The 26,980-nt window shown below is 37.1% G+C and carries 27 protein-coding genes and 1 other RNA gene; 22 read left to right on the top strand and 6 right to left on the bottom strand.

Annotated features, from left to right (window positions below; all coding sequences use genetic code 11):
* Positions 1-48 precede the first annotated feature (48 nt).
* Positions 49-1,158, top strand: coding sequence for a M14 family zinc carboxypeptidase (locus IW15_RS11465; RefSeq protein ID WP_034711393.1), 1,110 nt, complete (start codon positions 49-51; stop codon positions 1,156-1,158).
* Positions 1,159-1,266: 108 nt separating this feature from the next.
* Here the strand turns inward: IW15_RS11465 and IW15_RS11460 are convergent, their stop codons facing one another.
* On the bottom strand, positions 1,267-1,782 hold the full coding sequence (locus IW15_RS11460) for a DUF4920 domain-containing protein (RefSeq protein WP_034711883.1): 516 nt from the start codon (positions 1,780-1,782) through the stop codon (positions 1,267-1,269).
* Positions 1,783-1,925: 143 nt separating this feature from the next.
* Between IW15_RS11460 and IW15_RS11455 the strand changes: the two genes are divergently transcribed.
* The 3 genes from IW15_RS11455 to IW15_RS11445 all read left to right on the top strand — a co-directional run bounded on the left by IW15_RS11455 (position 1,926) and on the right by IW15_RS11445 (position 5,902).
* Complete coding sequence (locus IW15_RS11455) at positions 1,926-3,347, top strand: APC family permease (protein ID WP_034711392.1); 1,422 nt, start codon at positions 1,926-1,928, stop codon at positions 3,345-3,347.
* 216 nt (positions 3,348-3,563) lie between these two features.
* The gene (locus IW15_RS11450; protein ID WP_034711391.1) at positions 3,564-4,004 is read left to right on the top strand and encodes a GPW/gp25 family protein; all 441 of its coding nucleotides are present in this window, start codon (positions 3,564-3,566) and stop codon (positions 4,002-4,004) included.
* Between the two features lie 23 nt (positions 4,005-4,027).
* On the top strand, positions 4,028-5,902 hold the full coding sequence (locus IW15_RS11445) for a type VI secretion system baseplate subunit TssF (RefSeq protein ID WP_034711390.1): 1,875 nt from the start codon (positions 4,028-4,030) through the stop codon (positions 5,900-5,902).
* A gap of 248 nt (positions 5,903-6,150) precedes the next feature.
* Here the strand turns inward: IW15_RS11445 and IW15_RS11440 are convergent, their stop codons facing one another.
* From IW15_RS11440 to IW15_RS11430, 3 genes are all read right to left on the bottom strand, one after another.
* Complete coding sequence (locus tag IW15_RS11440; RefSeq protein WP_034711389.1) at positions 6,151-6,450, bottom strand: putative quinol monooxygenase; 300 nt, start codon at positions 6,448-6,450, stop codon at positions 6,151-6,153.
* A gap of 35 nt (positions 6,451-6,485) precedes the next feature.
* On the bottom strand, positions 6,486-7,166 hold the full coding sequence (locus tag IW15_RS11435) for a type 1 glutamine amidotransferase domain-containing protein (protein ID WP_034711388.1): 681 nt from the start codon (positions 7,164-7,166) through the stop codon (positions 6,486-6,488).
* A 138-nt stretch (positions 7,167-7,304) separates the two neighbouring features.
* Complete coding sequence (locus IW15_RS11430) at positions 7,305-7,874, bottom strand: Crp/Fnr family transcriptional regulator (RefSeq protein WP_034711387.1); 570 nt, start codon at positions 7,872-7,874, stop codon at positions 7,305-7,307.
* A gap of 231 nt (positions 7,875-8,105) precedes the next feature.
* Between IW15_RS11430 and uvrA the strand changes: the two genes are divergently transcribed.
* The 5 genes from uvrA to IW15_RS22600 all read left to right on the top strand — a co-directional run bounded on the left by uvrA (position 8,106) and on the right by IW15_RS22600 (position 12,841).
* Complete coding sequence (gene uvrA / locus IW15_RS11425) at positions 8,106-10,937, top strand: excinuclease ABC subunit UvrA (RefSeq protein ID WP_034711386.1); 2,832 nt, start codon at positions 8,106-8,108, stop codon at positions 10,935-10,937.
* Positions 10,938-11,099: 162 nt separating this feature from the next.
* Positions 11,100-11,234 (top strand): bacteriocin-like protein, encoded by a 135-nt coding sequence (locus IW15_RS22335; protein WP_084681418.1) that lies wholly within the window; start codon positions 11,100-11,102, stop codon positions 11,232-11,234.
* A 208-nt stretch (positions 11,235-11,442) separates the two neighbouring features.
* Positions 11,443-11,955: a DUF421 domain-containing protein gene (locus IW15_RS11420; RefSeq protein WP_034711385.1), complete on the top strand. Its 513-nt coding sequence runs from the start codon at positions 11,443-11,445 to the stop codon at positions 11,953-11,955.
* A 5-nt stretch (positions 11,956-11,960) separates the two neighbouring features.
* Positions 11,961-12,455, top strand: coding sequence for a GNAT family N-acetyltransferase (locus tag IW15_RS11415; protein ID WP_034711384.1), 495 nt, complete (start codon positions 11,961-11,963; stop codon positions 12,453-12,455).
* A 110-nt stretch (positions 12,456-12,565) separates the two neighbouring features.
* Positions 12,566-12,841: a hypothetical protein gene (locus IW15_RS22600; protein WP_131368546.1), complete on the top strand. Its 276-nt coding sequence runs from the start codon at positions 12,566-12,568 to the stop codon at positions 12,839-12,841.
* A gap of 75 nt (positions 12,842-12,916) precedes the next feature.
* Here IW15_RS22600 and IW15_RS11405 read toward each other — a convergent pair whose 3' ends face one another.
* On the bottom strand, positions 12,917-13,231 hold the full coding sequence (locus IW15_RS11405; protein WP_034711382.1) for a DUF4286 family protein: 315 nt from the start codon (positions 13,229-13,231) through the stop codon (positions 12,917-12,919).
* Positions 13,232-13,379: 148 nt separating this feature from the next.
* Here IW15_RS11405 and gyrA point away from each other — a divergent pair, with 148 nt between their 5' ends.
* From gyrA to IW15_RS11375, 6 genes are all read left to right on the top strand, one after another.
* The gene (gene gyrA, locus IW15_RS11400) at positions 13,380-15,977 is read left to right on the top strand and encodes a DNA gyrase subunit A (protein WP_034711381.1); all 2,598 of its coding nucleotides are present in this window, start codon (positions 13,380-13,382) and stop codon (positions 15,975-15,977) included.
* 28 nt (positions 15,978-16,005) lie between these two features.
* Positions 16,006-17,034 (top strand): tetratricopeptide repeat protein, encoded by a 1,029-nt coding sequence (locus tag IW15_RS11395; protein WP_034711380.1) that lies wholly within the window; start codon positions 16,006-16,008, stop codon positions 17,032-17,034.
* A 153-nt stretch (positions 17,035-17,187) separates the two neighbouring features.
* A complete protein-coding gene (locus tag IW15_RS11390; RefSeq protein ID WP_034711881.1) occupies positions 17,188-18,024 on the top strand; it encodes a 1,4-dihydroxy-2-naphthoyl-CoA synthase in 837 nt (278 codons plus the stop codon).
* Positions 18,025-18,133: 109 nt separating this feature from the next.
* Complete coding sequence (gene menA, locus IW15_RS11385; RefSeq protein ID WP_034711379.1) at positions 18,134-19,063, top strand: 1,4-dihydroxy-2-naphthoate octaprenyltransferase; 930 nt, start codon at positions 18,134-18,136, stop codon at positions 19,061-19,063.
* A 13-nt stretch (positions 19,064-19,076) separates the two neighbouring features.
* The gene (locus IW15_RS11380; RefSeq protein WP_034711378.1) at positions 19,077-19,523 is read left to right on the top strand and encodes an SRPBCC family protein; all 447 of its coding nucleotides are present in this window, start codon (positions 19,077-19,079) and stop codon (positions 19,521-19,523) included.
* Positions 19,524-19,669: 146 nt separating this feature from the next.
* A complete protein-coding gene (locus IW15_RS11375) occupies positions 19,670-20,356 on the top strand; it encodes a metal-dependent hydrolase (protein WP_034711879.1) in 687 nt (228 codons plus the stop codon).
* Positions 20,357-20,457: 101 nt separating this feature from the next.
* On the opposite strand, the gene ffs is transcribed toward IW15_RS11375, so the two are convergent.
* An RNA gene (ffs, locus tag IW15_RS22330) (signal recognition particle sRNA small type) lies at positions 20,458-20,555 on the bottom strand.
* Positions 20,556-20,686: 131 nt separating this feature from the next.
* Between ffs and IW15_RS11370 the strand changes: the two genes are divergently transcribed.
* From IW15_RS11370 to IW15_RS22020, 7 genes are all read left to right on the top strand, one after another.
* The gene (locus IW15_RS11370; protein WP_034711377.1) at positions 20,687-21,286 is read left to right on the top strand and encodes a DUF4199 domain-containing protein; all 600 of its coding nucleotides are present in this window, start codon (positions 20,687-20,689) and stop codon (positions 21,284-21,286) included.
* Between the two features lie 15 nt (positions 21,287-21,301).
* Positions 21,302-22,252, top strand: a complete 951-nt coding sequence (locus IW15_RS11365) for a glycosyltransferase family 2 protein (protein ID WP_034711376.1) — start codon at positions 21,302-21,304, stop codon at positions 22,250-22,252.
* Between the two features lie 2 nt (positions 22,253-22,254).
* A complete protein-coding gene (locus tag IW15_RS11360) occupies positions 22,255-22,647 on the top strand; it encodes a hypothetical protein (protein ID WP_034711375.1) in 393 nt (130 codons plus the stop codon).
* A gap of 139 nt (positions 22,648-22,786) precedes the next feature.
* A complete protein-coding gene (locus tag IW15_RS11355; protein WP_034711374.1) occupies positions 22,787-23,515 on the top strand; it encodes a DUF3667 domain-containing protein in 729 nt (242 codons plus the stop codon).
* Between the two features lie 8 nt (positions 23,516-23,523).
* Entirely contained in the window at positions 23,524-24,225 is a 702-nt protein-coding gene (locus IW15_RS11350) for a GIN domain-containing protein (protein ID WP_034711877.1), read from the top strand.
* Between the two features lie 99 nt (positions 24,226-24,324).
* Complete coding sequence (locus IW15_RS11345; RefSeq protein WP_034711373.1) at positions 24,325-26,040, top strand: phospho-sugar mutase; 1,716 nt, start codon at positions 24,325-24,327, stop codon at positions 26,038-26,040.
* 17 nt (positions 26,041-26,057) lie between these two features.
* Complete coding sequence (locus IW15_RS22020) at positions 26,058-26,948, top strand: hypothetical protein (RefSeq protein WP_051881962.1); 891 nt, start codon at positions 26,058-26,060, stop codon at positions 26,946-26,948.
* The last annotated feature ends 32 nt before the right edge of the window (positions 26,949-26,980 follow it).

Here is a 26,980-nt window from a genome sequence, read left to right as displayed (position 1 = left end):
TTTTTTGCTCAAAAATGGTTAAATTTGACTCTTGTAAATTATTGCACAATGAATTTTGAACAGTTATACACTGCACACCCTAACTTTCCAAACCGGTATATTTCTCCTGAAAAATTATTTTCTTACCTACAGACCAATCTCGCGGATCAGATTCAGGAAATCGGAACCTCCTATTTAGACAAACCCATTTATAAGCTAAGCACAGGAACAGGTTCCATTCATATTCTTGCATGGTCTCAAATGCACGGGAACGAATCCAACGCAACACATGCAATGTTGGATTTATTGGTAAGCCTGGATAAGGATCCTGAAATGAAGGATGAATTATTCAGTAAGATCCAACTGGATTTTATTTTTATGCTTAATCCTGACGGCTCGGAAAAATGGACAAGGTTGAATGCTGCAGATATTGATCTGAACAGAGACTTTCATAACGAGTCCAGCAAAGAGATTAAATTTCTTAAATCAGCAGTAGGTTCCAAGAAATATGATTACGCTCTTAATTTACATGAGCAGAGAACTATTTTCACAACAGACGGAATTCACCCCGCTACTCTTTCTTTTCTGGCACCTTCAGAAAATGTAGAACGTACCATTACAGATAACCGTAAAAAATGTATGGCGGTAATCGCTGCTGTTTACAACCATTTGAAAGATATGATCCCTAATCAGATCGGAAGATATTCGGATGAATTTTACCCCAACTCAACCGGCGACAATTTTATTAAAGCGGGTATGCCAACCATCTTATTTGAAGGCGGACATTTTATAGATGATTATACCAGAAAAGGAACAAGAAAATATTATACGGTTGCCTTGTATTATGCGCTCCAATCAATCGCAGAATTGAACTCCGATATTACAGGTTGGGAGACTTATCTTGAGATTCCGGAAAATCAGGAAACGCACTATGATATTATTTACCGAAATGTAAAACTGAACACCGATCATGAATGTATTTTGGATGTTGCCGTTCAGTACCGGGAAGTGATAGAAGAAGGAAAAGATGAAATATCATTTGTACCTTTTGTGATGGAAGTAGGTGATGTGAAAAAAAGAAAAGGCTGGCTGGAAATAGACTGCACCGGAAAGAAATTTATTTCTCCCACAAAATATCCGAAACTGGATGCTGTGGTAGAATTTATGATAGAAGATTAATTAAAAAAAGCGGAACATTTTGTTCCGCTTTTTTTGTATCAGTTATTGTCATTTCGGGAGCGCAGAAATCTTGAGAAACTGCTTACTCTGATCTGATGACAATTTATATTAATTAACTACTTTAATTCCGTTGGCTACGAATCTGATTTCTTCTTTAGGTTTTGTAATCGCGTCGATTTCAGATTGAGGTTTTTTAGCATCTTCAGCATAGTGCTTTTGTTCATCTACAGAAGTTACTTTTCTTTCAGCGCTTCCATCCAGTACTACGGTTTTACCTTTTAAGGCAGTAGGTACGAAAAATGCATAATCTTTCATTTTCACGAAAAGCTGAGAATCGTCTTCAGTCTGTATCGTCAACCAGCATCCTTTTTTGTCACAAACATCAATAACTTTTCCTTTGATCGCTACATTCTCAACTTTCTTGTTGTCTTTTTTAAGCTTCTTGCTTAATTTTTCAACAGAGATTGCTTTACTTTCAACGGTAGAAGCTACTCCGGCTCCATAAGCATCACCTACCAAAGCATTTCCTGCCGGTGGTCCAAACTTTTTCTGTGATGTCTCCTGTGCAAAAGCTAAAGTGGAAACACTTACCGCTGCTGCAAATAATATAGCTTTGAATTTCATTTTTAATATTTTTTTCAAAAGTACTAATAAAATTTGAATCATAAATCGTTAAAAACTTGATAAAAAACAGGTGTATTGCTAAATTTTAAACAATAATCGAAACCGAATGCATATTTGTTTATATTTGACGCCTATACGTTACTATGCAAAAAAAATTAAAACTTTGGGACGCCATCATGCTCGTAATGGGCTCCATGATAGGAAGCGGAATCTTTATTGTAAGTGCCGACATGATGCGGAACCTGGGTTCTGGATTCTGGCTGATCATCGTTTGGGTAATTACAGGAATTATGACGGTTGCTGCTGCGATCAGTTATGGAGAGCTCTCTGCTCTTTTTCCTAAAGCTGGAGGGCAATATACCTATCTTAAGGAGATCTTCGGCAGAAAGATGGGATTCTTGTACGGATGGGGATTATTTACGGTTATACAGACCGGAACGATTGCCGCCGTTGCGATGGCTTTCGGAAAATTTACAGCCTATCTGTTTCCGGCACTTAATGATGCTGCTCCTATTTTCCAGAGTGGTGAATTTAAAATTACATGGATACAGATTTTAGCCATTGCTATTATTCTTCTGCTGACCTACATCAATACGAGAGGAGTGCAAAGCGGAAAAATTTTACAGAATATATTTACAGGGTCAAAAATTGTTGCATTGCTGGGATTGATAGCGGCGGGATTTATTTTGGTGGAAAGTTCTCATCTGGCTGAAAATTTCAGTTTAGGTTTTGATTCATTTAATAATCTTAAAAAAGATATCACCGGTAATTTTCTTAAAGAAGGCTGGGAGCCGATTGGCGGCATGACTTTAATGGGAGGAATTGCGGCGGCGATGGTAGGTTCTGTTTTCAGTTCCGTGGCCTGGGAAAGTGTAACTTTCGTTTCCGGAGAAATAGACAATCCAAAGAAAAATGTCGTAAAGGCTATGATTTACGGAACTTCTGCCGTAATGATTTTATATATCGCCGTGAATTATGTTTATCTTAATGCAATCGACAGAGATTCTATCGCCTTTGCCACAAATGACAGGGTAGCGGTAGCAGCATCACAGAATATTTTCGGGAGTGCCGGAACAATCATTATTGCTTTACTGGTAATGGTTTCTACATTTGGATGCAATAACGGATTGATTCTGGCTGGTGCAAGAGTTTTTCAGACTATGGCAAAAGACGGAATGTTTTTTAAAGCAGCTGTGGATAACAACAAAAATGAAGTACCCGGAAATGCTTTATGGATGCAGGGAGTCTGGGCTTCTCTTTTATGTTTGAGCGGACAGTATGGAAACCTGTTAGACATGATCTCTTTTGTAATTGTCTTATTTTATATGATCACCGTTTTTGGAGTGATCTATTTACGGGTAAAACAACCTGATCTTGAAAGACCTTATAAAACGTGGCTTTATCCTATAACTCCGATCATTTACTTAGTGATAGGTTCGGTATTCTGTATTTTGCTTTTAATCTATAAGCAGCAGTATACGTGGCCGGGATTCGTTATGGTTTTACTTGGACTTCCGGTGTACTATTTTATCAACCGAAACCAGAAGGGTACCCAATCATCATAAAATAGGCTGAAAAAACCTTTTATTGGGTTGATTTATTTACGGTATTTTCAATTTTTACATAGAAAATTATTCAAGGCTTCCGGATTTGTTTGGAAGCCTTACTGTTTAAGCAATATTTTTAAATTCTTATACCACGTATATTCATGAAAATGATTAATTTGGTATTTCGTTTCAAGTAAACTAACACCACGAAGTAAAAAATAAAGAAGTTGATTTATGGACACACCAAATTACAGAATGCCTTTTGTTCCATCAACCTTAATGACCGAAGGCGGGAGTATTGATACCTGCGATATGGGGGAAAGTATTGCCCACAACATTATGCTGCTGATAACCACCAAAAAAGGCGAAAACAGATATGACGAAAATTACGGAAACGATGTTTGGAGTCTGGAATTCGATAATGGAGTTACAAGTGCCGTCTGGGAAAGCGTTTTCATTAAAAGCCTTAAAAGACAGATCCAGGAATATGAACCCCGGATTGTACAGGCGCAGATTGATGCCTACATACAGTTTGTAGAGCATAGTTACGATACCAAAGAGCACACCGAGATCAAAAAGAAGGTAAAAATAGCGATTAATGCCAAAATGGAAGAAACAGGAGACCGTTTCAGCTTTTCTACCGAATTGTTCTTAAGCCCGATGTCGATCGATTAATGTTTTAATTGTAACAAAAATTTATGAATTTAGATCAGAATATATATTCCAAAGAGTCCGTAAAAGCAAGAATGCTTCAGAATGCTACCAAAGTTTGGGGATTAAAAAGTCCACAGTCTTTGGATCCTTTCGTAAAATTACTCATTGATGCATTCAGCACTGAAGTTTTTAAAGCCAACAACGAAATTCAGACCGTCAATGCCCGGATTTTAGAAAAACTGGCAAAATTGCTTACGCCATCAATTTACACTTATCCCGTACCCGCCCATGCTGTAGCATTTACCCAGCCTTATGAATCCTCCGAGGTACTTTTAGAGCATACCGAATTTTTTTTCCGGAAACAGATGACCTCTACGGTAAAATCGGAATCTGATAAACAGGTAAACATTCCTTTTACACCGATCGGAAATATAAGAATCAATAAAGCCCAGACTTCTGTGATGTTTGTAGGAAATACTTGCTACAGTATCGATGAAAGGCTGAATAAAATTCCTATTTCAAGATTTCAGGGACAGCCTGCAGATTACAGAAAAGTAACGATTGGAATTGATGTCAGTAAATATACCAATGAAAATTTCCCTAAATATTTAAGTATATTTTGTTCAAATCCTGCATTTGAGCATTTGGACTTTGTGTATAAGCTGCTGCCTTACATTACGGTGTCCAGTAACGAAAATCCGTTATTTGTAAGAGAAGGTTTGTCTTACGTTAAAAACAGTCAGGCGGAAGGCTATGAACAGATGTTCCGTGAGCAGTCTATACAAAATAAGGTAATTGAAGATATTAAAAGCATTTACCACCATAAATTTATTGAGATCACAGGAATTTCAAACAGTTTGTTTTCCGAACCAGGAAAGCTTCCGAAAAACCTTGATTTTCTTGAACAGAAAGAAGAGATCACAAAATATCTTGACGGCAAAAAGTTCTTATGGCTTACTTTCGAATTTCCGCCACAGTTTTCTGCTGAAATACTGGATAACTTTTCATTTGTACTTAATGCATTTCCGATGTACAACAGAGGATGGAAAAAAACAGAATACAGTTTAGATATTATGGGGAATAATATTCCTTTGGTGACAGACGAAGGAGAACATTTTTTATATGTAGATGAGGTTCAGGACGGCGAAGGAAGAAAGTATACAGAAATTCCTTTCACTCCATCAGATGATCTGAAGAAAGGTTTGTATACAGTAAGAAAAGGAGGCATGGAACGTTTCACCAACAGGAATGCGGTGGATATGATCGCCAATGTTCTGGAACTGACAAGAGATGAAATTGCTGCATTTTCTCTGTTAAACAGGGATAATGTAAAAGGAATCCTCAGCGAAATGTCGGACAAAATGAAGTCGATGGTACAAAAAGTAAATAATGCTAAAAGAACCATCAAGCAGGAACTGAATTACGTCATCATGGAACCTGTAGAAAAAACAGATCACACTTATGCTTCATTCTGGATCACGCATTGCACCTTAGCCAATCATATGCGTCCCGGAACGGAACTTTCCAACCAGCTGAAATCACAGACTGTTATTCTCCTTACCGAAACCATTGGCGGTGCCGAAGAGCAGAAAGGAACAGACAGCATTCAGGCTTACAAATATGCATTAACAACGAGAGATAAGATCATTTCCCTGGAAGATGTGAAAAACTATTGCAGAATGGTGCTGAAAGATGAACTGAAAGAAGTAAGGGTAAGAAGAGGAACCATGATCAGCAATAAACCCAAAGAAGGTTTTGTAAGAACTGTTGAGGTGGAGATCATCCCGCAGAATTATTCTTTCTACGGAAGAGTATACTGGGAAAATATGTCTAACATCCTCCGAAACCAGATTATTTTAAAAGCAATCGACGGAATAGAATACATTGTAAAAGTTAGCAATGAAGATGTTGATTTTTAAATAAGAAATAAAATAAAAATAGGTAAGAATATATAATTTTACACCTGATGTTTTGGTCTGTTTATTTCTGCTGTCATTCAGAATGTAACGAAGTGAAATGAAGAATCTAATCTATGAAAGAGATTCCTCCTTCGTCGGAATGACACTAGAGGTAAAATGGTATATAACCACCTAAAAATATTCCGAAAGACTTTGAGACAAATAAGCTCAACGTTTTTCGGAATATTAAAATAAAAGGGCAACTTTCCTTACATCAGCTGGTCCATAAGAATCACTTCTCTTTTTTCCAGTAAAGGAATAATTTGTTCTGATACAAAGCTTTTATAATGCTGCGAATGACGGTGTGTTTCTACAGCATCAGCATCTGAATAGCCTTCAAATAATATCAGATTATTTTTATCAGATTGATTTTGATGTACTTTGTAAAATAAATTTCCTTCTTCCTGTAAGGTTTTACCGGCAACATGCTCCAATAATTCCAACACAGTATCTACATGACCATCCTTTACGTGCCATTGTGCGTATACATAAACGGGTTTTTGACTCATCTTTTTTATTTAAAATTAATAAATATCAGATATGATTAAGCTTTTTTAGCTTCTAAAACAGCAATCATTTTCTCACCAACCTCTTTAGCAGAAGCCGGATTTTGACCGGTTACGATATTTCCATCGGCAATACTGTGTGAAGACCATGGTTCCGCAGCATGAAAAACAGCTCCCTGATTGGAAAGCGCCGCCTGCAGATCAAAAGGAACATCAGCTCTTGCATATTGATCTTCTTCCTCTGTCGTAAATGAAGTGATATTTTTACCTTCCACTAAATATGTCCCATCACTCAATACTACATTAAGAAATGACACGGGACCATGACATACGGCTCCTACAACACCATCGTTTTCGTACACCTGGGCAATAACTTTCTTTAGAAGCGGTGCTTCAGGCATATCCACCATTGGTGCTAGACCTCCTGGGATGAACACGGCATCATACTCATCTGCATTGATTTCAGAGAGCAAAGATGCTTTTTGCATATCTTCCCATCCGGGACCCGTTAAAAATTGTAAATTATCCGGATCATTAGCTAAATTCAAGGCATCCAGATAAGGAACTTCACCGGTTAAGCTTGCAAAATCTATCTTATACCCTGCTTTCTGAAATTCAGCATAAGGATGGGCTACCTCAGGCAGGAAAGTTCCGGTTCTTCTGTTGTTAGGTCCTATTGAATGGGCATTGGAAACAATAATTAATACTCGTGGTTTCATGACTTAAATTTTTATGAATTAAATACTCTTGTTACTCTCTTGAGGATGTTCTCAATTGATAGAGCAAATGTATGACGGGCCGGGTCGCCGGGAGAAGGATTGAAGTCACAAAAAAAGTGTGATCGAAATCACACCCGTTTATTTATTATTTGAATACAGCCTGCTTAACGTTTCCCTGCTTACTCCTAAATATTCTGCAACATATTTTTTAGGAATCTGGAGCATGAGATCAGGATATAATTTTGAAAACTCTTCGTAACGCTCCTGCGGAGTACTGGAAAGCAAAAAAGTGATTCTTTGCTGTAAAGCAATAAAACCGTTAGTCAGCTTTACTCTAAAGAAATGTTCCATGGTATGAAATTCCGAGGCTAACTTTTCTCTTCCCTCCAGAGAAAGACATAAAACTTCCCCTTCTTGCAGGCATTCTACAAACATCGTTGCATTCTTTTGTTTAAAAAAGCCTATATAATCCGTCATCCACCAGTCTTTTTTTGCAAATTGAACAATATGTTCTTTTCCGCTGGCATCCAGGTAAAATACTTTATAAATACCTTCAAGCACTAAAAATTCGAATTTCACTTCATCTCCTTCATGAACAAGAAACTGATTTTTACGGACCTTTTTCAAAATAAAGAAACTTTTTATATAGTCAAACTCTTCATTGCTCAATGGCGTAATCTCTTCTATATGCTGTCGTAATCTGTCCATGCTGTTTTGTCCCGATTCAAATGATGAAAATTCAGTAAGTTAAATAAAGCATAAAAGTAAGAAAAAAATTATGGCTCCTTATCCAGTGGAAGAAAGGAGAGACGTAAATGACTAGTCTCATCTGTTTTGTCTTAAAGTAATCCTATTTTAAGAAGATCATTTACTATAAAAATTCCATAAAATTCCGTAATTTTGCACATTGTGATTTTCAGGTAAGATCACTCTTACATTATGAGCGAATCAAGAGAATATATAGAAGTTTACGGTGCTCGCGAGCATAATCTTAAGAACATTAATGTTAAAATTCCCCGCAATGAACTGGTGGTAATTACCGGTTTGTCCGGAAGCGGAAAATCTTCATTGGCTTTCGATACAATCTTTGCAGAAGGGCAACGCCGATATATTGAAACATTCTCGGCCTATGCCCGACAGTTTCTGGGAGGTCTTGAACGTCCTGATGTAGACAAAATCGAGGGACTTTCACCCGTTATTGCCATCGAGCAGAAAACTACCAATAAAAATCCACGTTCTACAGTAGGAACAGTGACTGAGCTCTATGATTACCTGCGTCTTTTATATGCAAGGGTTTCAGATGCGTATTCATTGTCTACAGGAAAAAAACTGGTAAGCTATACAGAAGATCAGATCCTGGATACCATTAAAGAAAACTATAAAGGCGAAAAAATAATGTTGATGGCGCCTGTTGTGCGTTCCAGAAAAGGGCACTATCATGAACTTTTCGTCCAGATGGCAAAAAAAGGATATGGACAGGCAAGAATTGACGGCGATCTTCAGGATATCGAATATGATCTGAAATTAGACCGTTATAAAACCCACGATATTGATATCGTTATCGATCGCTGGATCATTGGAGAAAGTGCTTCCGAGAACAGAATGGAGAAATCGCTTCGTACGGCAATGGAGATGGGCGAGGGAATTATAGGAATTCAAAAGTTAGGCGGCACAGAGATCGAGTATTTCTCAAAAAACCTGATGGATGCTGAAACCGGGCACTCATTAGCATTACCGGAACCGAATACATTCTCATTCAACTCTCCGAAAGGAAGCTGTCCAAACTGTAAAGGTTTAGGAACGATCAAGAAGATCAATACCGATCATTTTGTAGAAAATACAAAATTATCTATTAATCAGGGTGGTTTATTGCCATTGGAAGACATTAAATCCAACAAATGGATCCTTGCACAGATTAAAAGCATCCTTGAGATCTTTGGTTTAGGATTGACAACGCCTTTTAAAGATATTCCGGAAGAAGCGCTGGAGTATATCTACCATGGCTGTCACAAAGAATTCAATAAAGATCTTAAATACGCAGGCATTGCGAAGAAAATAAAAATCAGCTTTGATGGATTGATTCCTTTTATGGAAGAAATGATTGAAGAGAGAGAATCCTATGAAGCGATTCTGCTGGAAAGACATTTTACTACAGAAGAAACATGTCCTGAATGTGGCGGAGCCCGTCTTCAGTCTGCAAGTTTAAGTTTTAAAATTGACGGAAAGAATATTGCTGAGGTGAATGGCTTAAGTCTGGCTGATCTTAAAGACTGGTTACATGAGATAAAAGACAAATTCTCAGAGAAACATAAAATCATTGCCTACGAAATCTTGAAGGAAATTGAAACCCGCCTTCAGTTCCTGCTGGATGTAGGATTAGATTATCTGAGTTTAAGCAGAAGTTCAAAAACACTTTCAGGAGGAGAATCACAGAGGATTCGTTTGGCAACACAGATCGGATCACAGTTAGTGAACGTATTGTATATTCTGGATGAACCAAGCATTGGACTTCATCAAAGAGATAATGAAAGACTTATCGCTTCATTGAAAAACCTTAGAGATATCGGAAACTCTGTTTTAGTCGTAGAACATGATAAAGATATGATCATGGAAGCTGATGAGGTTTTGGATATTGGTCCAAGAGCCGGAAAATTCGGCGGTGAAATCCTGTGGCAGGGAAAACCTGCAGACTTGCTGCATGCCGATACCATCACAGCGCAGTACATCAATGGAAAAAGAAAAATTGCTATTCCTGAAGAAAGAAGAGCAGGAAGCGGAAAAAGTATAGTACTAAAAGGAGCAACAGGAAATAACCTTAAAAATGTTACCCTTGATATTCCACTTGGAAAATTAGTAGTCGTAACCGGGATTTCAGGAAGCGGAAAATCTTCACTGGTCAATGGAACTTTATACCCGATCTTAAATAAACATTTTTACAGAGCGGTTCAGGAACCACTTCCGTACAAAAAGATTGAAGGTCTTGAAAACATCGATAAAATTGTAGACGTAGACCAGACTCCGATTGGAAGAACACCACGTTCCAATCCCGCCACCTACACAGGAATGTTTACCGATATAAGAAATCTTTTTGCAGAATTGCCGGAAAGTAAAATCCGTGGATACAAGCCGGGGAGATTCTCTTTCAACGTTAAAGGCGGACGATGCGAAACCTGCCAGGGTGGAGGATTGAAAGTGATTGAAATGAACTTCCTTCCGGATGTATATGTTCACTGTGAAACCTGCAATGGAAAACGTTTTAACAGAGAAACCCTGGAAGTACGTTACAAAGGGAAATCTATTTCCGATGTACTGGATATGACGATTGATGAAGCCGTGGATTTCTTCCAGCCGATTCCAAAGATCTTTAGTAAAGTAAAAACATTACAGGATGTCGGATTAGGATATATTACATTAGGACAGCAGTCGACGACATTATCCGGAGGAGAAGCACAGCGTATCAAGCTGGCGACAGAACTCGCAAAAAGACAGACCGGAAATACTTTATATATTCTGGATGAACCTACCACAGGGCTTCATTTCGAAGACGTAAAGATCTTGATGGAAGCTATTAATAAATTGGTAGAACTCGGAAATTCATTCATTATTATTGAACATAATATGGATGTGATCAAACTGGCAGACCACATTATTGACGTTGGACCTGAAGGCGGAAAACACGGCGGCCAGATCGTTGCCCAGGGAACACCGGAAGAGATTGTAAAGTCTAAGAAAAGTTTAACAGGAAAGTTCCTGAAGAGAGAACTGGAATAATATAAAATAAATCAATAGAAGAAAAGAATTTGTGAAAGCAGATTCTTTTCTATTTGAAACAGATCATTATTTTCAAGTGAAAATCCTGAAAATTTCAATCAGAAATCTGTAATAAAAAGTATATATTTTCGTTTTAACTTTAACCTACAAAATTAAAACGATATGAAAAATTTAACAAAACTAAGCAAGACGGCATTAAAATCAGTGTATGGCGGACAGCCTAAAAAGTATTGTGTATACTGCGAAAGAATCAATCAGGTAGTATGCAGCGAAGTTCCCATCGGTCAATGTCCTTAAAAAAGTAAAGCTGCCTATCGGGCGGCTTTTTTTAATTCTGAATCTGATATAAAATAAGCAAATTTCATATAATAATGGTCTTATAGATGAGGTTGTGTAATTTCTCAGCTGAAGGTTCAGGTTTCATGTCGCTTTAAATAGAAAGCTTAAAATAATTATCCCTATACTTCATAAAATTTTCTACATTTGAATAGATAAATAAACTCCTGTGAATTCTATTCTTGATGTGGCTGTACGCTCCCTATGCGTTTACCTTTTTATGGTGGTTGCCATCCGTCTGTTTGGTAAAAACCAGCTTTCCCAGCTTAATGCCGGGGATGTGGTATTATTACTTCTGATTTCCAATGCCGTTCAAAATGCAATGGTGGGCCCGGATACTTCTCTCCAGGGCGGAATCATTGCAGCCTTAGTACTTTTTGCTGCTAATTTTACATTAAAAAGATTAATGTTTTCCAACCGTTCCTTTGGATCATTCATGGAAGCCGATCCTGTAATTTTAGTAAGAGACGGTGTGATCGACCAACGGGCATTAAATGAAGTGAAGATTACCAGAGATGAATTAGAAGAAGCCATCAGGGAACACGGAATAGAAAAAATAGAAAGTGTAAAATTATCCGTACTGGAAGTGGATGGAAACATCAGTGTCGTTTCCGAAGATGAAATGAGCAAGCAGACCCACTATTCAAGAATAAAAAGGAAAAACAAAAGAAAATACCATTAAATACAATGAACTACGAACTGAGAGAAATGCTTCCCAGCGATACCGCCAAAGTACTGGAAATATTCCAGCAGGGTATAGACGGCGGAATTGCCACATTTGATACAGCAGTCCCCAACGGCGAAGCCTGGAATATGGAATACTTTAACGACTGCAGATGGGTGTTGGAAAATGAAAACAATGAAGTAGTGGGATGGTGTGCATTAAGACCCGTAAGCAAAAAAGAATGTTTCAAAGGAGTAGCGGAAGCGGTCATTTACTTCGACAACGAGTATCAAGGCAGGGGTTTGGGTTCCGTATTGCTTAAAAAGATGATTTTGGATAGCGAGGACCATGGATTCTGGACATTGCAGGCAAATGTTTTTCCTGAAAATGAAGCATCTATTAAATTCCATCAGAAAAATGGGTTTAGAAATGTCGGAACCCGAAAAAAAATTGCAAAATTAAATGGAGTATGGAAAGATCTTATCATGTATGAGAGAAGAAGCGAAATAATTTCTTAGATTGGATTAAATCATAAAAAAGTATAAAATTTCAATAGAACATAATAATAAAAAGAGTATTGGCATTGCTCTTGTAAGTTTTTATATTGTAATTTTAAAATAGTTGAATCATGAAAATGCTGACTAAAATACTAGGACTTTTCTTGCTTATTTTTTCTTTTGCTTATTATCAAGCATCACCTGTCCAAAGACGCCCTCACCATGGGCCACCGAGACATTATTATCACGGACCGAGACCACATTACAGACCTGTTGCCTATACATACCATAGACCTGTAAGGCATTATTACGAACCAAGATATTACAGACCGGTAAGGCCTCATAGATATTACCATCACAGAAGACCGTATGTTTCAAGCAGACCTGTAGTGGTCGTAAGATTATAAATAAAAAAGCACTGATTATTTCAGTGCTTTTCTTGTATGTGAACTTGGCTTTAATAAACCTTGGTCTCAATAAAATTATAATCTGGTTTTTTTCGGATTAAGGAAGGTATTGAATATCATAATTTCCTGTCCGAATTTTTTCTCAATGATTTCTGCAATATTTTCCAGTTCACTCTCAATAAAATCTGTTCGGAGATCCTCATTGTCGAAGATCAGCAGAAGGTTATAATTTTTCCCGTCTTCAATATAGTCACTGTGGACTTCCGATAGGATATATTTGCTGACGTCCATTAGGTTTTCCGTCATTAAAACCAGTGTTTCATCAATATAATTTTCCCATTCTTCAATATTGTTTTTCGTGCAGTGGAAAGTTATACTCAATACGCTCATATTTTATGAATTTTTAAGATTTTTAGGATAAATTCTAGGGCAAAAATCGACAAAATTTTCGTAAATTAGCCCGTTAATAAAAATACAAAATAAATAATTTTCAGACCCACAGCTAAAAGTCTGACTATCATTATAATAAAATTTGTTTATGCAAAAAGAAGGAGAAAGACTGATTCCTATCAACATTGTTGATGAAATGAAGTCATCTTATATCGATTATTCGATGTCGGTTATCGTGTCAAGAGCGCTACCTGATGTAAGAGATGGCTTGAAACCCGTTCATAGAAGAGTACTTTACGGTATGTATGGATTAGGGGTTTTTTCTAATAGGAAATATTTAAAATCTGCGAGAATTGTTGGGGATGTTTTGGGTAAATATCACCCGCATGGAGATTCCTCTGTGTATGATGCAATGGTAAGAATGGCGCAGCCATGGAGTTTACGATACCCTCAGGTTGACGGGCAGGGTAACTTTGGTTCAATGGACGGCGACCCGCCTGCAGCAATGCGTTATACCGAAGCAAGATTGAAAAAAATATCTGATGATATACTTTCAGACTTAGACAAAGAAACGGTTGACTTTCAGAATAACTTCGATGATAGTTTAACGGAGCCTACCGTGATGCCTACAAAAATCCCTAATCTTCTGGTAAACGGAACATCAGGTATTGCAGTAGGGATGGCTACCAATATGGCCCCACACAACCTATCTGAATCGATAGATGCAATTTCTGCCTATATTGATAACAAAGATATTACCATCGATGAGCTGATGCAGCATATCACGGCTCCCGATTTTCCTACAGGAGGGATTATCTATGGATATGACGGGGTAAGAGATGCTTTCCATACCGGTAGAGGAAGAGTTGTTTTAAGAGCTAAAGTGAACTTTGAAGAAATAGGAAACAGAAGCGCCATTATCGTTACTGAAATTCCTTATCAGGTAAACAAGGCGGAAATGATCGCCAAAACAGCAGAACTGGTAAAAGACGAAAAACTTACCGGAATCTATGAAATAAGAGATGAGTCGGACAGAAAAGGTCTTCGTATTGTGTATGAATTAAAACATGATGCAATTCCTAATGTTGTTCTTAACTTATTATATAAATATACTTCGCTTCAGACATCGTTCAGTGTGAACAATATTGCTTTGGTACATGGAAGACCCGAGCAGTTAAACCTGAAAGATATTATCCACCATTTCGTAGAGCACAGACATATTGTTATCGTAAGAAGAACTCAGTTTGAGCTTAAAAAAGCGAAAGAAAGAGCGCATATCTTAGAAGGTTTCATGAAAGTGATCGGTTCTCAGGATTCATTAGACAGAGCGATTTCGATTATCCGTCACAGTGCCAACCCACAGGGAGCGAAAGAAGGATTGATCGAAGCGTTTGAACTTTCTGAAATCCAGGCACAGGCAATTCTGGACCTTCGTTTGGCTCGTTTAACAGGTATGGAACTTGATAAGATCCGTAACGAGTACGACGAGATCATGAAGGAGATTCTTAATTTAGAAGATATTCTTGCCAATGAAGAAAGAAGATTCCAGATTATTAAAGAAGAATTAGCTGAAATTAAAGAAAGATACGGTGACGAAAGAAGAACCGAAATCGACTTCTCAGGAGGAGAAATGTCTATTGAAGATATTATTCCGAATGATTCAGTAGTGCTTACCATTTCTCATGCAGGATATGTGAAGAGAACTTCTCTTTCAGAATATAAAATTCAGAGCAGAGGTGGTGTAGGAAACAGAGCGGCAACAACCAGAGATGAAGATTTCCTGGAGTATATTGTTTCTGCAACCAACCACCAGTATATGCTGTTCTTCACAGAAAAAGGAAAATGTTACTGGCTGAGAGTATTTGAAATTCCTGAAGGTTCCAAAACGGCCAAAGGAAGAGCGGTGCAAAACCTTATCAATATTGAGCCGGATGACAAGATCAAAGCCTATATCAGAACCAACGACTTAAAAGATTCTGAATACATCAATCAGATGAGTGTGGTGATGATTACCAAAAACGGGACTATCAAAAAAACATCTCTTGAAGCTTATTCAAGACCGAGAGTCAATGGTATTAACGCGATTGAAATCCGTGATAATGACCAGTTATTAGGAGCTTGGTTAACCAACGGAACCTCTCAGATCATGATTGCTACTAAAAACGGTAAATGTATCCGTTTCCCTGAAGAAAAAGTAAGAGAAGTAGGAAGAGGATCTATAGGAGTTCGTGGTATTACCATGGAAGACAATGATGAGGTTATTGGTATGATTGTTGTGAACGATGTGGAGAACGAAACTGTTCTTGTAGTTTCTGAAAAAGGATACGGGAAGAGAACAGCAGTAGAAGATTACAGAATTACCAACAGAGGAGGAAAAGGAGTGATCACTTTAAATATCACCGAAAAAACAGGAAATCTGATCGCTATCCAGAATGTAACGGATGAAGACGGATTAATGATCATCAACAAATCTGGAGTGGCTATCCGTATGAATATGGATGAAATGAGGGTGATGGGTAGAAATACGCAGGGTGTGAAAATGATCAACCTTAAGAAGAATGACGAAATTGCAGCCATTGCAAAAGTAGAAATGGATAAAGATGTTGAAGATGACACTGAACTAGGTGAAGAAGGAGTAGAAATTGCACTTGATAATCAGGAAAATACTACAGCTCCTCAGACTGAAGCAGAAAACAATGCTGAAGATACAACCGGGGAAACTGGAAATTCTGATTCCGAAGAATAAATTGTACAATTAATATAAAATAGTTATTATGAAGAAACTGATTTTAGGGATGGCTATTGTAGCATCAGCTTTTGTCTTTGGACAGAAAGGAGATGTGAATGCCCAGCTTCAAAGTGCTAATAAAGTGGCGATGGACGCATATAACTCAAAAAATTATGCAGCTGCAGCACCTAAATTTTTGGAGGTTTACAACTTGTTGAAAACAAGTGGTCAGGACGATAAAACCTATATGTATTATGCTGGTCTTAGCTATGCACTGGCTAATAACAGCGACGAATCAATTAAAATCTATACAGATTTAATTAATTCAGGATACACAGGGGTGCAGACTACCTATACTGCAAAAGAAAAGAAGACTGGAGAAGTAAAACCTTTTGATAAAGCAACTTGGGACCTGATGAAAAAAAGTCCTGATTACACAGATTTCAAAACGGAACAAACTCCAAGCGTAGAGCCGGACTTGTATGAAACATTGTCTACTTTGCTTCTTAATGCAAAAAAAGGAAATGAAGCTGTTGCTATCGTTGAAAAAGGATTGGCTAAATTCCCTAACAATGCAAAATTAAAAGAAGCTCAGAGCACTGCGTATTTCCAATCTGGAAATACAGAGAAATTTGTAGCCACTTTGAAAGAGCAGTTAGCAAAAAATCCTACTGATGCTACCAATTGGTATAATCTGGGAGTAATGCAGTCTAAAGATCCTGCTAGCGTGAACGATGCTATAGAATCGTTCAAAAAAGCAGTAGAGATTAAACCTGATTTCGCAAATGCACATCAGAATTTAGTATTTACCATCATTGGTGATGATTCAAAAACTGTTGAGCAGATTAATGCTTTAAGAAAAGATAAGCCGGAGGAAGCGACTAAGTTGATCGACGGAAGAAGAGAGAGATTTGCCAAAGCTCTTCCATATGCTGAAAGCTGGTATAAAGCAGTTCCTACCAGTGTAGATGCAGTTTCTGCATTAAAAGACATCTATGTAGTGACTAAAAATCAGGCAAAAGCATTGGAAATGAAAGCTAAATTAGCCGAACTTGAAGGAAAAGCTGCCAAATAACAGCAATAACTAAACTATAAAAAAAGCCGGAGCATCAGTGTTCCGGCTTTTTGTTTTTAGACTGAAATGATCTCTATATTTGTAGAGATTATCATCAAATTTCGCCTTAAAAATTCTTTGCAATTCCGTATCTTTGAGAAAAATTTTTACAAGATGATTGAGTGGAAAACCGTCAAAGAATACGAAGATATTACCTATAAAAAATGCAATGGTGTAGCAAGAATTGCTTTCAACAGACCGGAAATCCGTAACGCATTCAGACCCAAGACAACTTCAGAATTATATGACGCTTTTTATGACGCTTCTGAAGATTCTTCCATAGGCGTTGTTTTGCTTTCAGGAGAAGGACCAAGTCCTAAAGACGGAGGTTGGGCCTTCTGCAGTGGAGGCGATCAAAAAGCCAGAGGAAAACAGGGATATGTAGGAGAAGATGGAAGACATCGTCTGAATATTCTGGAAGTACAGCGTTTGATCCGCTTTATGCCAAAAGTGGTAATCGCGGTCGTACCAGGTTGGGCTGTTGGAGGTGGACATTCACTTCATGTGGTATGCGACCTTACATTAGCAAGTAAAGAACATGCGATTTTCAAACAGACGGATGCTGATGTCACCAGCTTTGATGGTGGTTATGGTTCCGCTTACCTGGCGAAAATGGTAGGTCAGAAAAAAGCCCGTGAGATCTTCTTTTTAGGACGAAACTATTCAGCTCAGGAAGCGTTGGACATGGGAATGGTCAATGCGGTAATTCCTCATGCAGAATTAGAAGATACAGCGTACGAATGGGCTCAGGAAATTTTAGCTAAATCTCCAACTTCTATCAGAATGCTGAAGTTTGCTATGAACCTTACCGATGACGGAATGGTAGGACAACAAGTATTTGCAGGAGAAGCAACCCGATTAGCTTACATGACGGAAGAAGCTCAGGAAGGAAGAAACGCATTCTTAGAAAAAAGAAAACCTGACTTCGGAGAAAATAAATGGATATCTTAAATTGTAATATGTACGAAGTATAATGTACAAAGTATATTAAAGGAAGTATTAAACTTTTCATAATGTACTCATTACATTTTACATTGTACAGCATACATTGTACAAAACTATGACTGACTGGATAAAAGCCGCAAGGCTAAGAACGCTTCCGCTTTCTTTAAGCGGGATTATTATGGGTGCTTTCATTGCGAAATGGAGACTTTGGGGTGAAGGCGGAACCTGGGATTGGAAAATATTTGCATTGGCGCTTTTGGTTACATTGCTGTATCAGATCTTATCCAACTACGCTAATGATTATGGTGACGGAATCAAAGGGACTGACGCAAAAAGAAGTACTTCAGCAGAGGCAAGAGCGGTTGCATCCGGGAAAATTACAGCAAAACAGATGAAAAATGCGGTAATCCTGTTTTCAGTATTGTCTTTTGCAGCAACGGTAGCTTTGCTGTATGTAGCTTTCATACCGCAATACATGAAAGAATTTTATATTTTCATAGGATTGGGTGTGGCCAGTATTTTAGCAGCTATTGGGTATACGGTAGGGAAAAAACCTTATGGATATATGGGATTGGGAGACCTTTTCGTATTTATCTTTTTTGGATTGGTTTCCGTATGCGGAAGCTACTTTTTATTCACAAAAACGTTCAGCTGGGATATTCTGCTGCCGGGAACTGCAGTTGGAATGATGAGTATGGCGGTCCTTAACCTGAATAATATGAGAGATATTGAAAGTGATAAGCTGTCAGGAAAAAACAGTCTCGCTTTGAGGATTGGTTTTAAAAATGCAATGATCTATGAAATGGTCCTGCTGCAACTTCCATTGATTCTTATTCTTATATTTTTAGCAATAAACGGTTTCATACAGTCACAAAATTATTATGTGTTCATTGTCATGATTCTGATCATTCCTTTTGCTAAATTAAGAAGAAGAATTATGTCTGTAAAAGAACCTAAAGAGCTCGACCAGTTTTTAAAGCAGGTTGGTATTCTTACCTTTACCATGGCTGTTCTTACCGCAATAGGCCTTAATTTTTTTAGATAAAAAATATACCATCATGAATTCTACTGTATACGTTGAAGCTCAAATGCTGATCAGAAAACCCATTGAAGATGTTTTCGAAGCATTTGTCAATCCTGAAATTACCACTCAGTTCTGGTTTACAAAATCTACCGGAATATTGGAAGCAGGAAAAACAGTAACCTGGGAATGGGAAATGTATGGGGTAAAATCCGATGTAAAGGTGAATGAGGTTATTCCAAACCAGCTGATCAAAACAGAGTGGGGGAATCCTTCAACACATGTAGATTATGAGTTCAGGAAGATGGAAAAAGGGACGTTTGTAGTCATTAAAAGCTATGGCTTTACCCAAAAAGGAGAAGATCTGCTGAAGACAGTTAATGACAATACAGGTGGTTTCACAACCGTTTTAGATGGCTGTAAAGCCTATCTTGAACATGGAATAAAACTGAATTTGATAGGAGATAAATTTCCGCAGAAATAGATTTTCCCGGAAATAATACATTTGAATAATAACCGTTTGCGGTTAATTAAAACACAAATAACACGAATCTTTTCACTAATACTATTGAGTTTTTTGTGAATCTGTTTGAGTTATTTGTGTTTAACAATTTTAAAAATAAATTAAAAATGAAAATACAATTCTTAGGGCAGAACTGTTTTCTGTTCACGTATAAAGACAAAACGATTTTATGCGATCCTTTTTACAATTACAAAAAGGCAGAGTCCGGATTTGATATCACGGCTCAGAAAATAGATTATATTCTGCTGACTCACGCACACGGAGATCACATTGCCGATGTTGAAGAAGTACTGCACCATTACCCGGAAGCAGTGGTTATCGGAGTTCCTGAAGTGTGTGCCTATTTTAAAACGGCAAAAAACAAAGACGATGTAAACTTAGGAGGATCGGCAAAAATCGACGATCTTAAAATTTCCATGGTACCGGCTCACCATACAAGTTCTTTCCCGGATGGAAGCTACGGAGGCGTTCCTGTAGGGTATATTTTCAGACTTCCTGAAGGTAAGAACATCTATTTGGCAGGTGATACAGGAGTAATGGCAGATATGGAGCTGTTTCCAAGGTTATACGGAAATTTAGATCTGTCGATCCTTCCAATTGGAAGCCATTATACAATGTGTCCGAGAAAAGCAGCCTTTGCCGCTTCAGAATTACTGAAAACTCCGAAGGTAATCGGATGTCATTTCGATACTTTCCCTGCCATTGAAATCAATCATGAAAGTGCATTAAAGCATTTTGCTGATAAAAATGTAGAACTTGTGTTACCAAAACTGGGAGAGGAGTTCGAATTTTAATTAGGATTACGGTAATTTGAAAATGAGAATAAAGATGTTTAAGGTATTAAAACAAAAAAAAGATAATTATCAAATTACCTCTCTTCACTTTAAGACAAAAAAAATGGCAAGCTACCTAAATCACACCGCTACGACCAATTACCTTTGCTGTGTTCCCACCCTGGAGGATTCTCAGGAGCTGGTTGTTTAGGACTTGCCGTTGCAAAGGTAGGAATAAATTATAAACTTCAAAATAAAATTACAGAAAATTCACTTGAAAAATCCTTTGACAGAGCTAAAATACTGAATGGCAATGGAATAATTTTTCAACTTTTTTCTAAAAAATAAAATATGACGAAAAGTCCATCAACATTAGGAATTATACTTTTTATAGCCACGATGACTATTTTTTTTATCGTATACGGCTTTTTCTCCGGAATTAATTATTTCGATATCTCTCTAAAAGCCAATGCATTCGTACTTCCGCTGATCTATGCAGGAGCTGCTTTCTGGTCTGTGAATACCTTTTGGAGAGCCCATAAAACAGTAAGTTTTAAACAAGCGTTTAAAAGAGCATTCGTGCCTATGGTCACCGGAGGAATTCTTTCAATTATCAGCATTTTCGCCTTTTTAAATTTCGTAGATACCGATGCAAAAAAACTATTGAACTATCAATATGTTCAAAGACAGAAATCAGAATTGGATACCGAATATACTTCTGCGAGGAAGATATTGAAGCATCAGAAAGACATTGATGAATTAGATCAGAAATATAAGGAAAGAATTCAAAGCTTTACTCCAGAAGCGGTTAAGGGCAAAGATATGCTCACGCTGAGTCATTTTTCCGGATATTTTGCAGCAATTCTTATATTTTACGTAGTTTTGTCAGTATTTTTCGGAGCGTTTTTCAGAACAAGAACTGTGCACCAGGAAATAACAAATCAAGAATAATTTTATTAAAATTAAATGAATCTATCTATAGTTATTCCGTTACTTAACGAAGAAGCTTCTCTGGAAGAACTTTTTTCAAGGATCGATTATGTCTGTAAAGCAGTCAATTTATCATATGAAATTTGGTTCATAGATGATGGAAGTACGGATTTATCGTGGAATATTATTGAAAATCTGAAAGTACAGCACCCTCAGATTCATGGGATTAAATTTTCCAGAAATTATGGAAAATCTCAAGCACTTCATGCAGCGTTTGAAAGAGCGCATGGAGATGTTGTAATCACTATGGATGCTGATTTACAGGATTTTCCGGAAGAAATTCCTGAACTCTACAACATGATTGTCGAAGATAATTATGATATTGTTTCAGGCTGGAAAAAGAAGCGTTTTGATAACGTAATGACTAAAAATGTTCCTTCAAAACTATTCAATGCCGCAGCTAGAAAAGTATCAGGAGTAGAACTTCATGATTTCAACTGCGGTTTGAAAGCGTATAAAAAGCAGGTGGTAAAATCGATCGATGTATATGGAGATATGCACCGTTATATCCCTGTGCTGGCCGCCAATGCCGGGTTCAGAAGAATTACAGAAAAAGAGGTTAAGCACCAGGCAAGACCTTACGGAACTTCTAAATTTGGGACGGAAAGATTTATCCGTGGCTTTTTGGATTTGGTAACACTTTGGTTTGTCAGTCGTTTTGGAGGCAGACCAATGCATTTCTTTGGAGCAGTTGGAACCGTGATGTTTATCTTAGGTTTTCTTTCTGCTCTTTGGCTGGGAGTTTCCAAACTGATTGATATTGCCAGAGGAATTTACGGACATCTGCTTACCAATAATGCGTGGTTTTTTATTGCTTTAACCATGATGATCATGGGAACCTTACTTTTTATTGCCGGATTCTTAGGGGAAATGATTATCCGAACCAATCGCGAGCATAAAAATTATAATATTGATGAAGTGATATAGGTATGGATGATCAAACGCCGAAAATATATTCTAAAAAAGCTATTTTAGGTTTTTCTATTCTCTTATCGCCTTTGTTTGGCGGAGTTTTATTATATCAAAACTTAATAGAAGTCAAAAAAAAGAAAGAAGCGTACATGATATTAGGGCTTTCCGTTCTCATGACGATAGCAACTCTTGTTATTGTCAATATTCCGGAAAACCCTAAGAGTTCGCTTGCATATCTGTGCGGAATAGCAGGAGGAAGTATTTTTTCCTATTATTTTATGCCTAAATATTTTCCGAATGAAGATCAGCTTCTTAAAAAATCTTTATGGAAACCCTCGATTATTGCAGTGATAATCGTAGTGTTTTTTGTATTATTGTTAATCTATTCCAATTCTCTTCCTGCCAATTGAAATAATAATAAATAATTCTCATGGAAATTCATTTGACGTGGGAATTACATATAGCTGGCTAAGAATAGATTATAAACCCAAGAGTTAAAAAGATAAAAAATATTGTAGAGTCTGTATCCCAAATGTGTTGATTTTTAATATGACTAAAAAAAGTTGTTTAAACTGTGGCCATAGGATATCCGGTGAGTTTTGTTCTCATTGCGGACAAAAATCCGATACGGAAAGAATAACTTTGAGCTCTCTTATTAAAAGTGATATTTTAGGATCGATTTGGCATGTGGAATCAAAATTTTTCCGAACATTAAAACATGTACTGCTGAATCCCGGAACAATGGCAATAAATTACATCGCGGGTAAAAGAATTGCATATTATAACTTATTCTCTTTACTGCTCATTTTATTTGGATTTAATGCTTTAGCGCTGCATTTTTATCTGGATCTGAATCCAAATAAATTTCCTGAGGAAAGCTCAAAGATTATAGATTTTTTCTCCCAATATTCCAAAACGATTTTATTTTCATTGATTCCTATTCTGGCATTGAACGGCTGGATTCTTTTTAAGCGTATGATGCTGAATCTTGCAGAGCATGTTATTATAGCATCGGTAAGTCTATCAGGAATTTTAGCCATATTATTGGTAGATGATTTGGTGAGTATCATAAGCATCTATAAACCATTATCGACAATTATTGATAGTGTAGATAAAATTCTGGTGTCTGGCTTCCTGCTTTTTCCTGCTTTTACCTATTATAATGCTTTTAAAGCTTCTTACTCAAAATTAGGGTTGTTTTGGAGATTGTCAGTATTTTACAGTGCATTAGGAATTGAAATTTTAGCAATAATTATACTTTTATATAAAATATTTTAATGAAAAGAATGAGAAATATAGTATATGCAATGGCCGTTTTTTCTTTAGTTTCCTGTGGGAAAATTTCTCCGAAAGGAAATATTGAGAAAAAAGATGTAGATGTTGCAGAATTTGTGAACCTTGACTTGGAAGGGAAGTTCCGGGTGTTTTATGCTCGAGGACCAAAGAATTTCGTTGAAATTGAAACCTATCCGAATGTTGCTGCCAACCTGGATGTGGATGTAAAAGATAAAACCCTTTCTATCAAAGAAAGCAGAGGGACAAAAGGGGTTGATTTTTATAATGTAACTATCTATTCAAAATATAACCTTGAAAAAGTTTCTGTTGCTGATTCTGTAGAAATGAATATTTCAAGTCAAATTAAAACCGATAATTTTAGGCTGAATTTAAAAAATAACGCTACTTTTATGGGATCGGTCAATACGAGAAGAGCAGAAGTGGAGATGCGGAACAGAAGCCGTGCCAATTTTCTTGGGGAGACTAAAAATGCAGTGATAAAGATCTCAGATACAGCGAGTTTAATTGCGCCATACTGGAAGATTACCAATCTGAATATCGACTCTAAAAATGGGAATTATGCAGAAGTTAATGTAAAAGATTCGTTGAAAGGACATGTTCAGAATACAGCGAAATTGATCTATTATAATGACCCTATCAGAGCTTTTAAGATTGATAAAACAACAAGGGTAGAGAATAAAAAACTGGATTAGTAAAAGAATAAATTATAGTTGTGTGCAAGAAGTAGTAAATACAATAACTTCCATCTTCAAGCACCCTGCTTCCAACTTAAAAAAATACGAAATATACATATGACAACACTAGAAAAAGCGAAACTTTGGTTAAGTGACACCTTCGATCAGGAAACAAGAGATGCCGTACAATTATTAATAGACGGCAATTCACCGGATTTGGAAGATTCTTTTTACAGAGAATTGGAATTCGGAACAGGAGGAATGCGTGGAATTATGGGAGTAGGAACCAATCGTTTAAATAAATACACGTTAGGTCAAGCTACACAGGGACTTGCGAATTATATGTTGACGCAGTTTCCCAACGAAGAAATAAAAGTGGCTATAGCGTATGACGTACGTCACAACTCCAAAGAATTTGGAAAATTAGTGGCTGATGTTTTAACCGCAAACGGAATTAAAGTTCTTCTTTTCAAAGAACACAGACCAACCCCTGAATTATCTTTCACGGTACGTGATAAAAAATGTAATGGTGGAATTGTATTAACGGCATCTCACAATCCGCCGGAATACAATGGCTATAAAGTATATTGGAATGACGGAGCACAGATCGTCCCTCCTCACGATGAAGCGATCATCAATGAAGTATATTCTGTAAAATTTGAGGAAATTAAATTCAATGGAAATGATGATTTAATCGAATGGATCGGAGAAGAGCAGGATGACGTTTATATCGATGCCTGTATTGAAAATTCTACCTATCAGAATGTAGGAAAAGAAAACTTAAATATTGTTTTCACCTCAATCCACGGAACCACCTATACTACGGTTCCAAAAGCATTAGAAAAAGCGGGATTCAAGAAAATTGATCTTGTAAAAGAGCAGATGATTCCTAGCGGTAATTTTACGACGGTAGAATCTCCAAACCCTGAAGAACCTGCCGCATTAGAAATGGCAATGGACCTGGCAAGAATTACCAATGCAGACATCGTAATCGGAACAGATCCGGATGGCGACAGATTGGGAATTGCCGTAAGAAACCTTGATGGTGAAATGCAGCTATTGAATGGAAACCAAACGAATACAATTCTTACCTACTACATTTTAAACGAATGGAGAAAATTGGGTAAAATTGCAGGTAAAGAATTTATAGGTTCTACCATTGTAACTTCAGATATATTCTTTGATATCGCACAGAAATTCGGAGTAGACTGTAAAGCAGGACTTACCGGATTCAAATGGATTGGAAAAATGATCCGTGAAGCGGAAGGAACAGAGAAATTTATCTGTGGTGGAGAAGAAAGTTTTGGATTCATGACCGGAGATTTTGTCCGTGATAAAGATTCTTGCGGAAGTATTGTCCTTGCCTGCGAAATTGCAGCCTGGTGTAAAGCAAACGGAAGAACCATGTACCAATATATGATTGAGATCTACCAGGAAGTGGGAATGTATTATGAAGGGCTTGTTAACCTTGTCAGAAAGGGCAGAGACGGAGCAGAAGAGATTCAGAATATGATGAAAAACTTCCGCGAAAATCCACCTAAGGAATTAGCAGGCTCATTGGTAGAAGAAGTAAAGGATTTCAAAGAACAGACGAACTTTGTGGTTTCTGAAAACGCAAAGAAAGTGATGGATGGCATTCCAAAATCTAATGTACTGATTTATTATACTCAGGACGGAACTAAAGTCTGTGTAAGACCTTCAGGAACAGAACCGAAAATTAAATTTTATATCTCTGTAAAAGACAGTATCACTTCAGAGGCAGATTTCAAAGACAAATTGAAAACATTGGAAGCTAAGATTGAAGAAATAAGAAAAGATCTGAAGCTGGATTAATATCAGATCTATAGAAAATGATGAGAAAGAGCTTAGCAGTCTGCATGCTTTCCGTACTTGTTTTTTCATGCAAAAAAGAAGCATCTAAAAGCGCAGAAGGAAAAACAGCCAATGATTCAATTGCCGGAACAGAAATGAAAGAAGAGCTGTTTAAGCCAATTGATACTGCGTGTTCACCTGCTAACAAGACGGAGGATTATATAACTGCTCTTCAATGGTACCGTACAAAGGTTAATAAGGAAATAGCGGAAAACAGCCCGGAACAGAATGACAAAGTATACGAAGATTACCTGAAAATAAGAGAAAAATATACAGAGTGTCTCAATGGTCTGCATACAGATATATTAGACAAATATATTGATTATCATACAGGACCGGATACCTATGATCTGCCGGACAATGTGAAAAAAATAGCTGCAGAACTGAATAAAGCAGGCCTTGAATTTCGTGTAATGGGCGAGGGTCTTACCGAAATTCATTCATTACCGGGATATTATGAGTCTGTGTTTAAGAATAAGGTGACTCCTGATTATAGTGTTTATATTTCACAGATGGCAAAAGATAATAAGGAAAATTATGCCATCAATGGAGGTCTGATGATAACCTGGGAAGAATTAGGTGACCGATTGATCGTATGGGAGAACTTTATCAATAAATATCCAAAAAGCCCATTGATTAAAAGAGCGAAAAATGACTATAACAGTTATTTAGCTGATTATCTCTTGGGAATGGATAGTGATCCGATTTATGACAGCGAGGGAGGAAAAATTGTTGATGACAAAAGGGAAGAATACAACCGGATTATCAAAAAATATCCGAACTCCAATACCGCAAAAAAAACCAGAGAACTAATAGCCGTCTATGATGCCCATATACCTGTGGGTCAAATAGAAGAGAAATCAATGTAAGAAGATAATATTAGTAAATTTTAAATAAAAAT

Source organism: Chryseobacterium soli, assembly GCF_000737705.1.
Lineage (GTDB): Bacteria > Bacteroidota > Bacteroidia > Flavobacteriales > Weeksellaceae > Chryseobacterium > Chryseobacterium soli.
The sequence above is the reverse complement of the archived record's forward strand: the minus strand, read 5'-3'. Positions and strand labels throughout refer to the sequence as shown.

Excerpts from the sequence above, each read along its gene's own strand:
- IW15_RS22600 (WP_131368546.1), top strand. The coding sequence starts at position 12,566 with ATGAAAATGCTGACTAAAATACTAGGACTTTTCTTGCTTATTTTTTCT.
- IW15_RS11365 (WP_034711376.1), top strand. The coding sequence starts at position 21,302 with ATGAATCTATCTATAGTTATTCCGTTACTTAACGAAGAAGCTTCTCTG.
- gyrA (WP_034711381.1), top strand. The coding sequence starts at position 13,380 with ATGCAAAAAGAAGGAGAAAGACTGATTCCTATCAACATTGTTGATGAA.
- IW15_RS11375 (WP_034711879.1), top strand. The coding sequence starts at position 19,670 with ATGAAAATACAATTCTTAGGGCAGAACTGTTTTCTGTTCACGTATAAA.
- IW15_RS11355 (WP_034711374.1), top strand. The coding sequence starts at position 22,787 with ATGACTAAAAAAAGTTGTTTAAACTGTGGCCATAGGATATCCGGTGAG.
- IW15_RS11390 (WP_034711881.1), top strand. The coding sequence starts at position 17,188 with ATGATTGAGTGGAAAACCGTCAAAGAATACGAAGATATTACCTATAAA.
- menA (WP_034711379.1), top strand. The coding sequence starts at position 18,134 with ATGACTGACTGGATAAAAGCCGCAAGGCTAAGAACGCTTCCGCTTTCT.
- IW15_RS11415 (WP_034711384.1), top strand. The coding sequence starts at position 11,961 with ATGAACTACGAACTGAGAGAAATGCTTCCCAGCGATACCGCCAAAGTA.
- IW15_RS11360 (WP_034711375.1), top strand. The coding sequence starts at position 22,255 with ATGGATGATCAAACGCCGAAAATATATTCTAAAAAAGCTATTTTAGGT.
- IW15_RS11450 (WP_034711391.1), top strand. The coding sequence starts at position 3,564 with ATGGACACACCAAATTACAGAATGCCTTTTGTTCCATCAACCTTAATG.
- IW15_RS11440 (WP_034711389.1), bottom strand. The coding sequence starts at position 6,450 with ATGAGTCAAAAACCCGTTTATGTATACGCACAATGGCACGTAAAGGAT.
- IW15_RS11345 (WP_034711373.1), top strand. The coding sequence starts at position 24,325 with ATGACAACACTAGAAAAAGCGAAACTTTGGTTAAGTGACACCTTCGAT.
- IW15_RS11380 (WP_034711378.1), top strand. The coding sequence starts at position 19,077 with ATGAATTCTACTGTATACGTTGAAGCTCAAATGCTGATCAGAAAACCC.
- IW15_RS11465 (WP_034711393.1), top strand. The coding sequence starts at position 49 with ATGAATTTTGAACAGTTATACACTGCACACCCTAACTTTCCAAACCGG.
- IW15_RS11460 (WP_034711883.1), bottom strand. The coding sequence starts at position 1,782 with ATGAAATTCAAAGCTATATTATTTGCAGCAGCGGTAAGTGTTTCCACT.
- IW15_RS11350 (WP_034711877.1), top strand. The coding sequence starts at position 23,524 with ATGAGAAATATAGTATATGCAATGGCCGTTTTTTCTTTAGTTTCCTGT.
- IW15_RS22020 (WP_051881962.1), top strand. The coding sequence starts at position 26,058 with ATGATGAGAAAGAGCTTAGCAGTCTGCATGCTTTCCGTACTTGTTTTT.
- IW15_RS11405 (WP_034711382.1), bottom strand. The coding sequence starts at position 13,231 with ATGAGCGTATTGAGTATAACTTTCCACTGCACGAAAAACAATATTGAA.
- uvrA (WP_034711386.1), top strand. The coding sequence starts at position 8,106 with ATGAGCGAATCAAGAGAATATATAGAAGTTTACGGTGCTCGCGAGCAT.
- IW15_RS11435 (WP_034711388.1), bottom strand. The coding sequence starts at position 7,166 with ATGAAACCACGAGTATTAATTATTGTTTCCAATGCCCATTCAATAGGA.
- IW15_RS11455 (WP_034711392.1), top strand. The coding sequence starts at position 1,926 with ATGCAAAAAAAATTAAAACTTTGGGACGCCATCATGCTCGTAATGGGC.
- IW15_RS11445 (WP_034711390.1), top strand. The coding sequence starts at position 4,028 with ATGAATTTAGATCAGAATATATATTCCAAAGAGTCCGTAAAAGCAAGA.
- IW15_RS11370 (WP_034711377.1), top strand. The coding sequence starts at position 20,687 with ATGACGAAAAGTCCATCAACATTAGGAATTATACTTTTTATAGCCACG.
- IW15_RS11395 (WP_034711380.1), top strand. The coding sequence starts at position 16,006 with ATGAAGAAACTGATTTTAGGGATGGCTATTGTAGCATCAGCTTTTGTC.
- IW15_RS11430 (WP_034711387.1), bottom strand. The coding sequence starts at position 7,874 with ATGGACAGATTACGACAGCATATAGAAGAGATTACGCCATTGAGCAAT.
- IW15_RS22335 (WP_084681418.1), top strand. The coding sequence starts at position 11,100 with ATGAAAAATTTAACAAAACTAAGCAAGACGGCATTAAAATCAGTGTAT.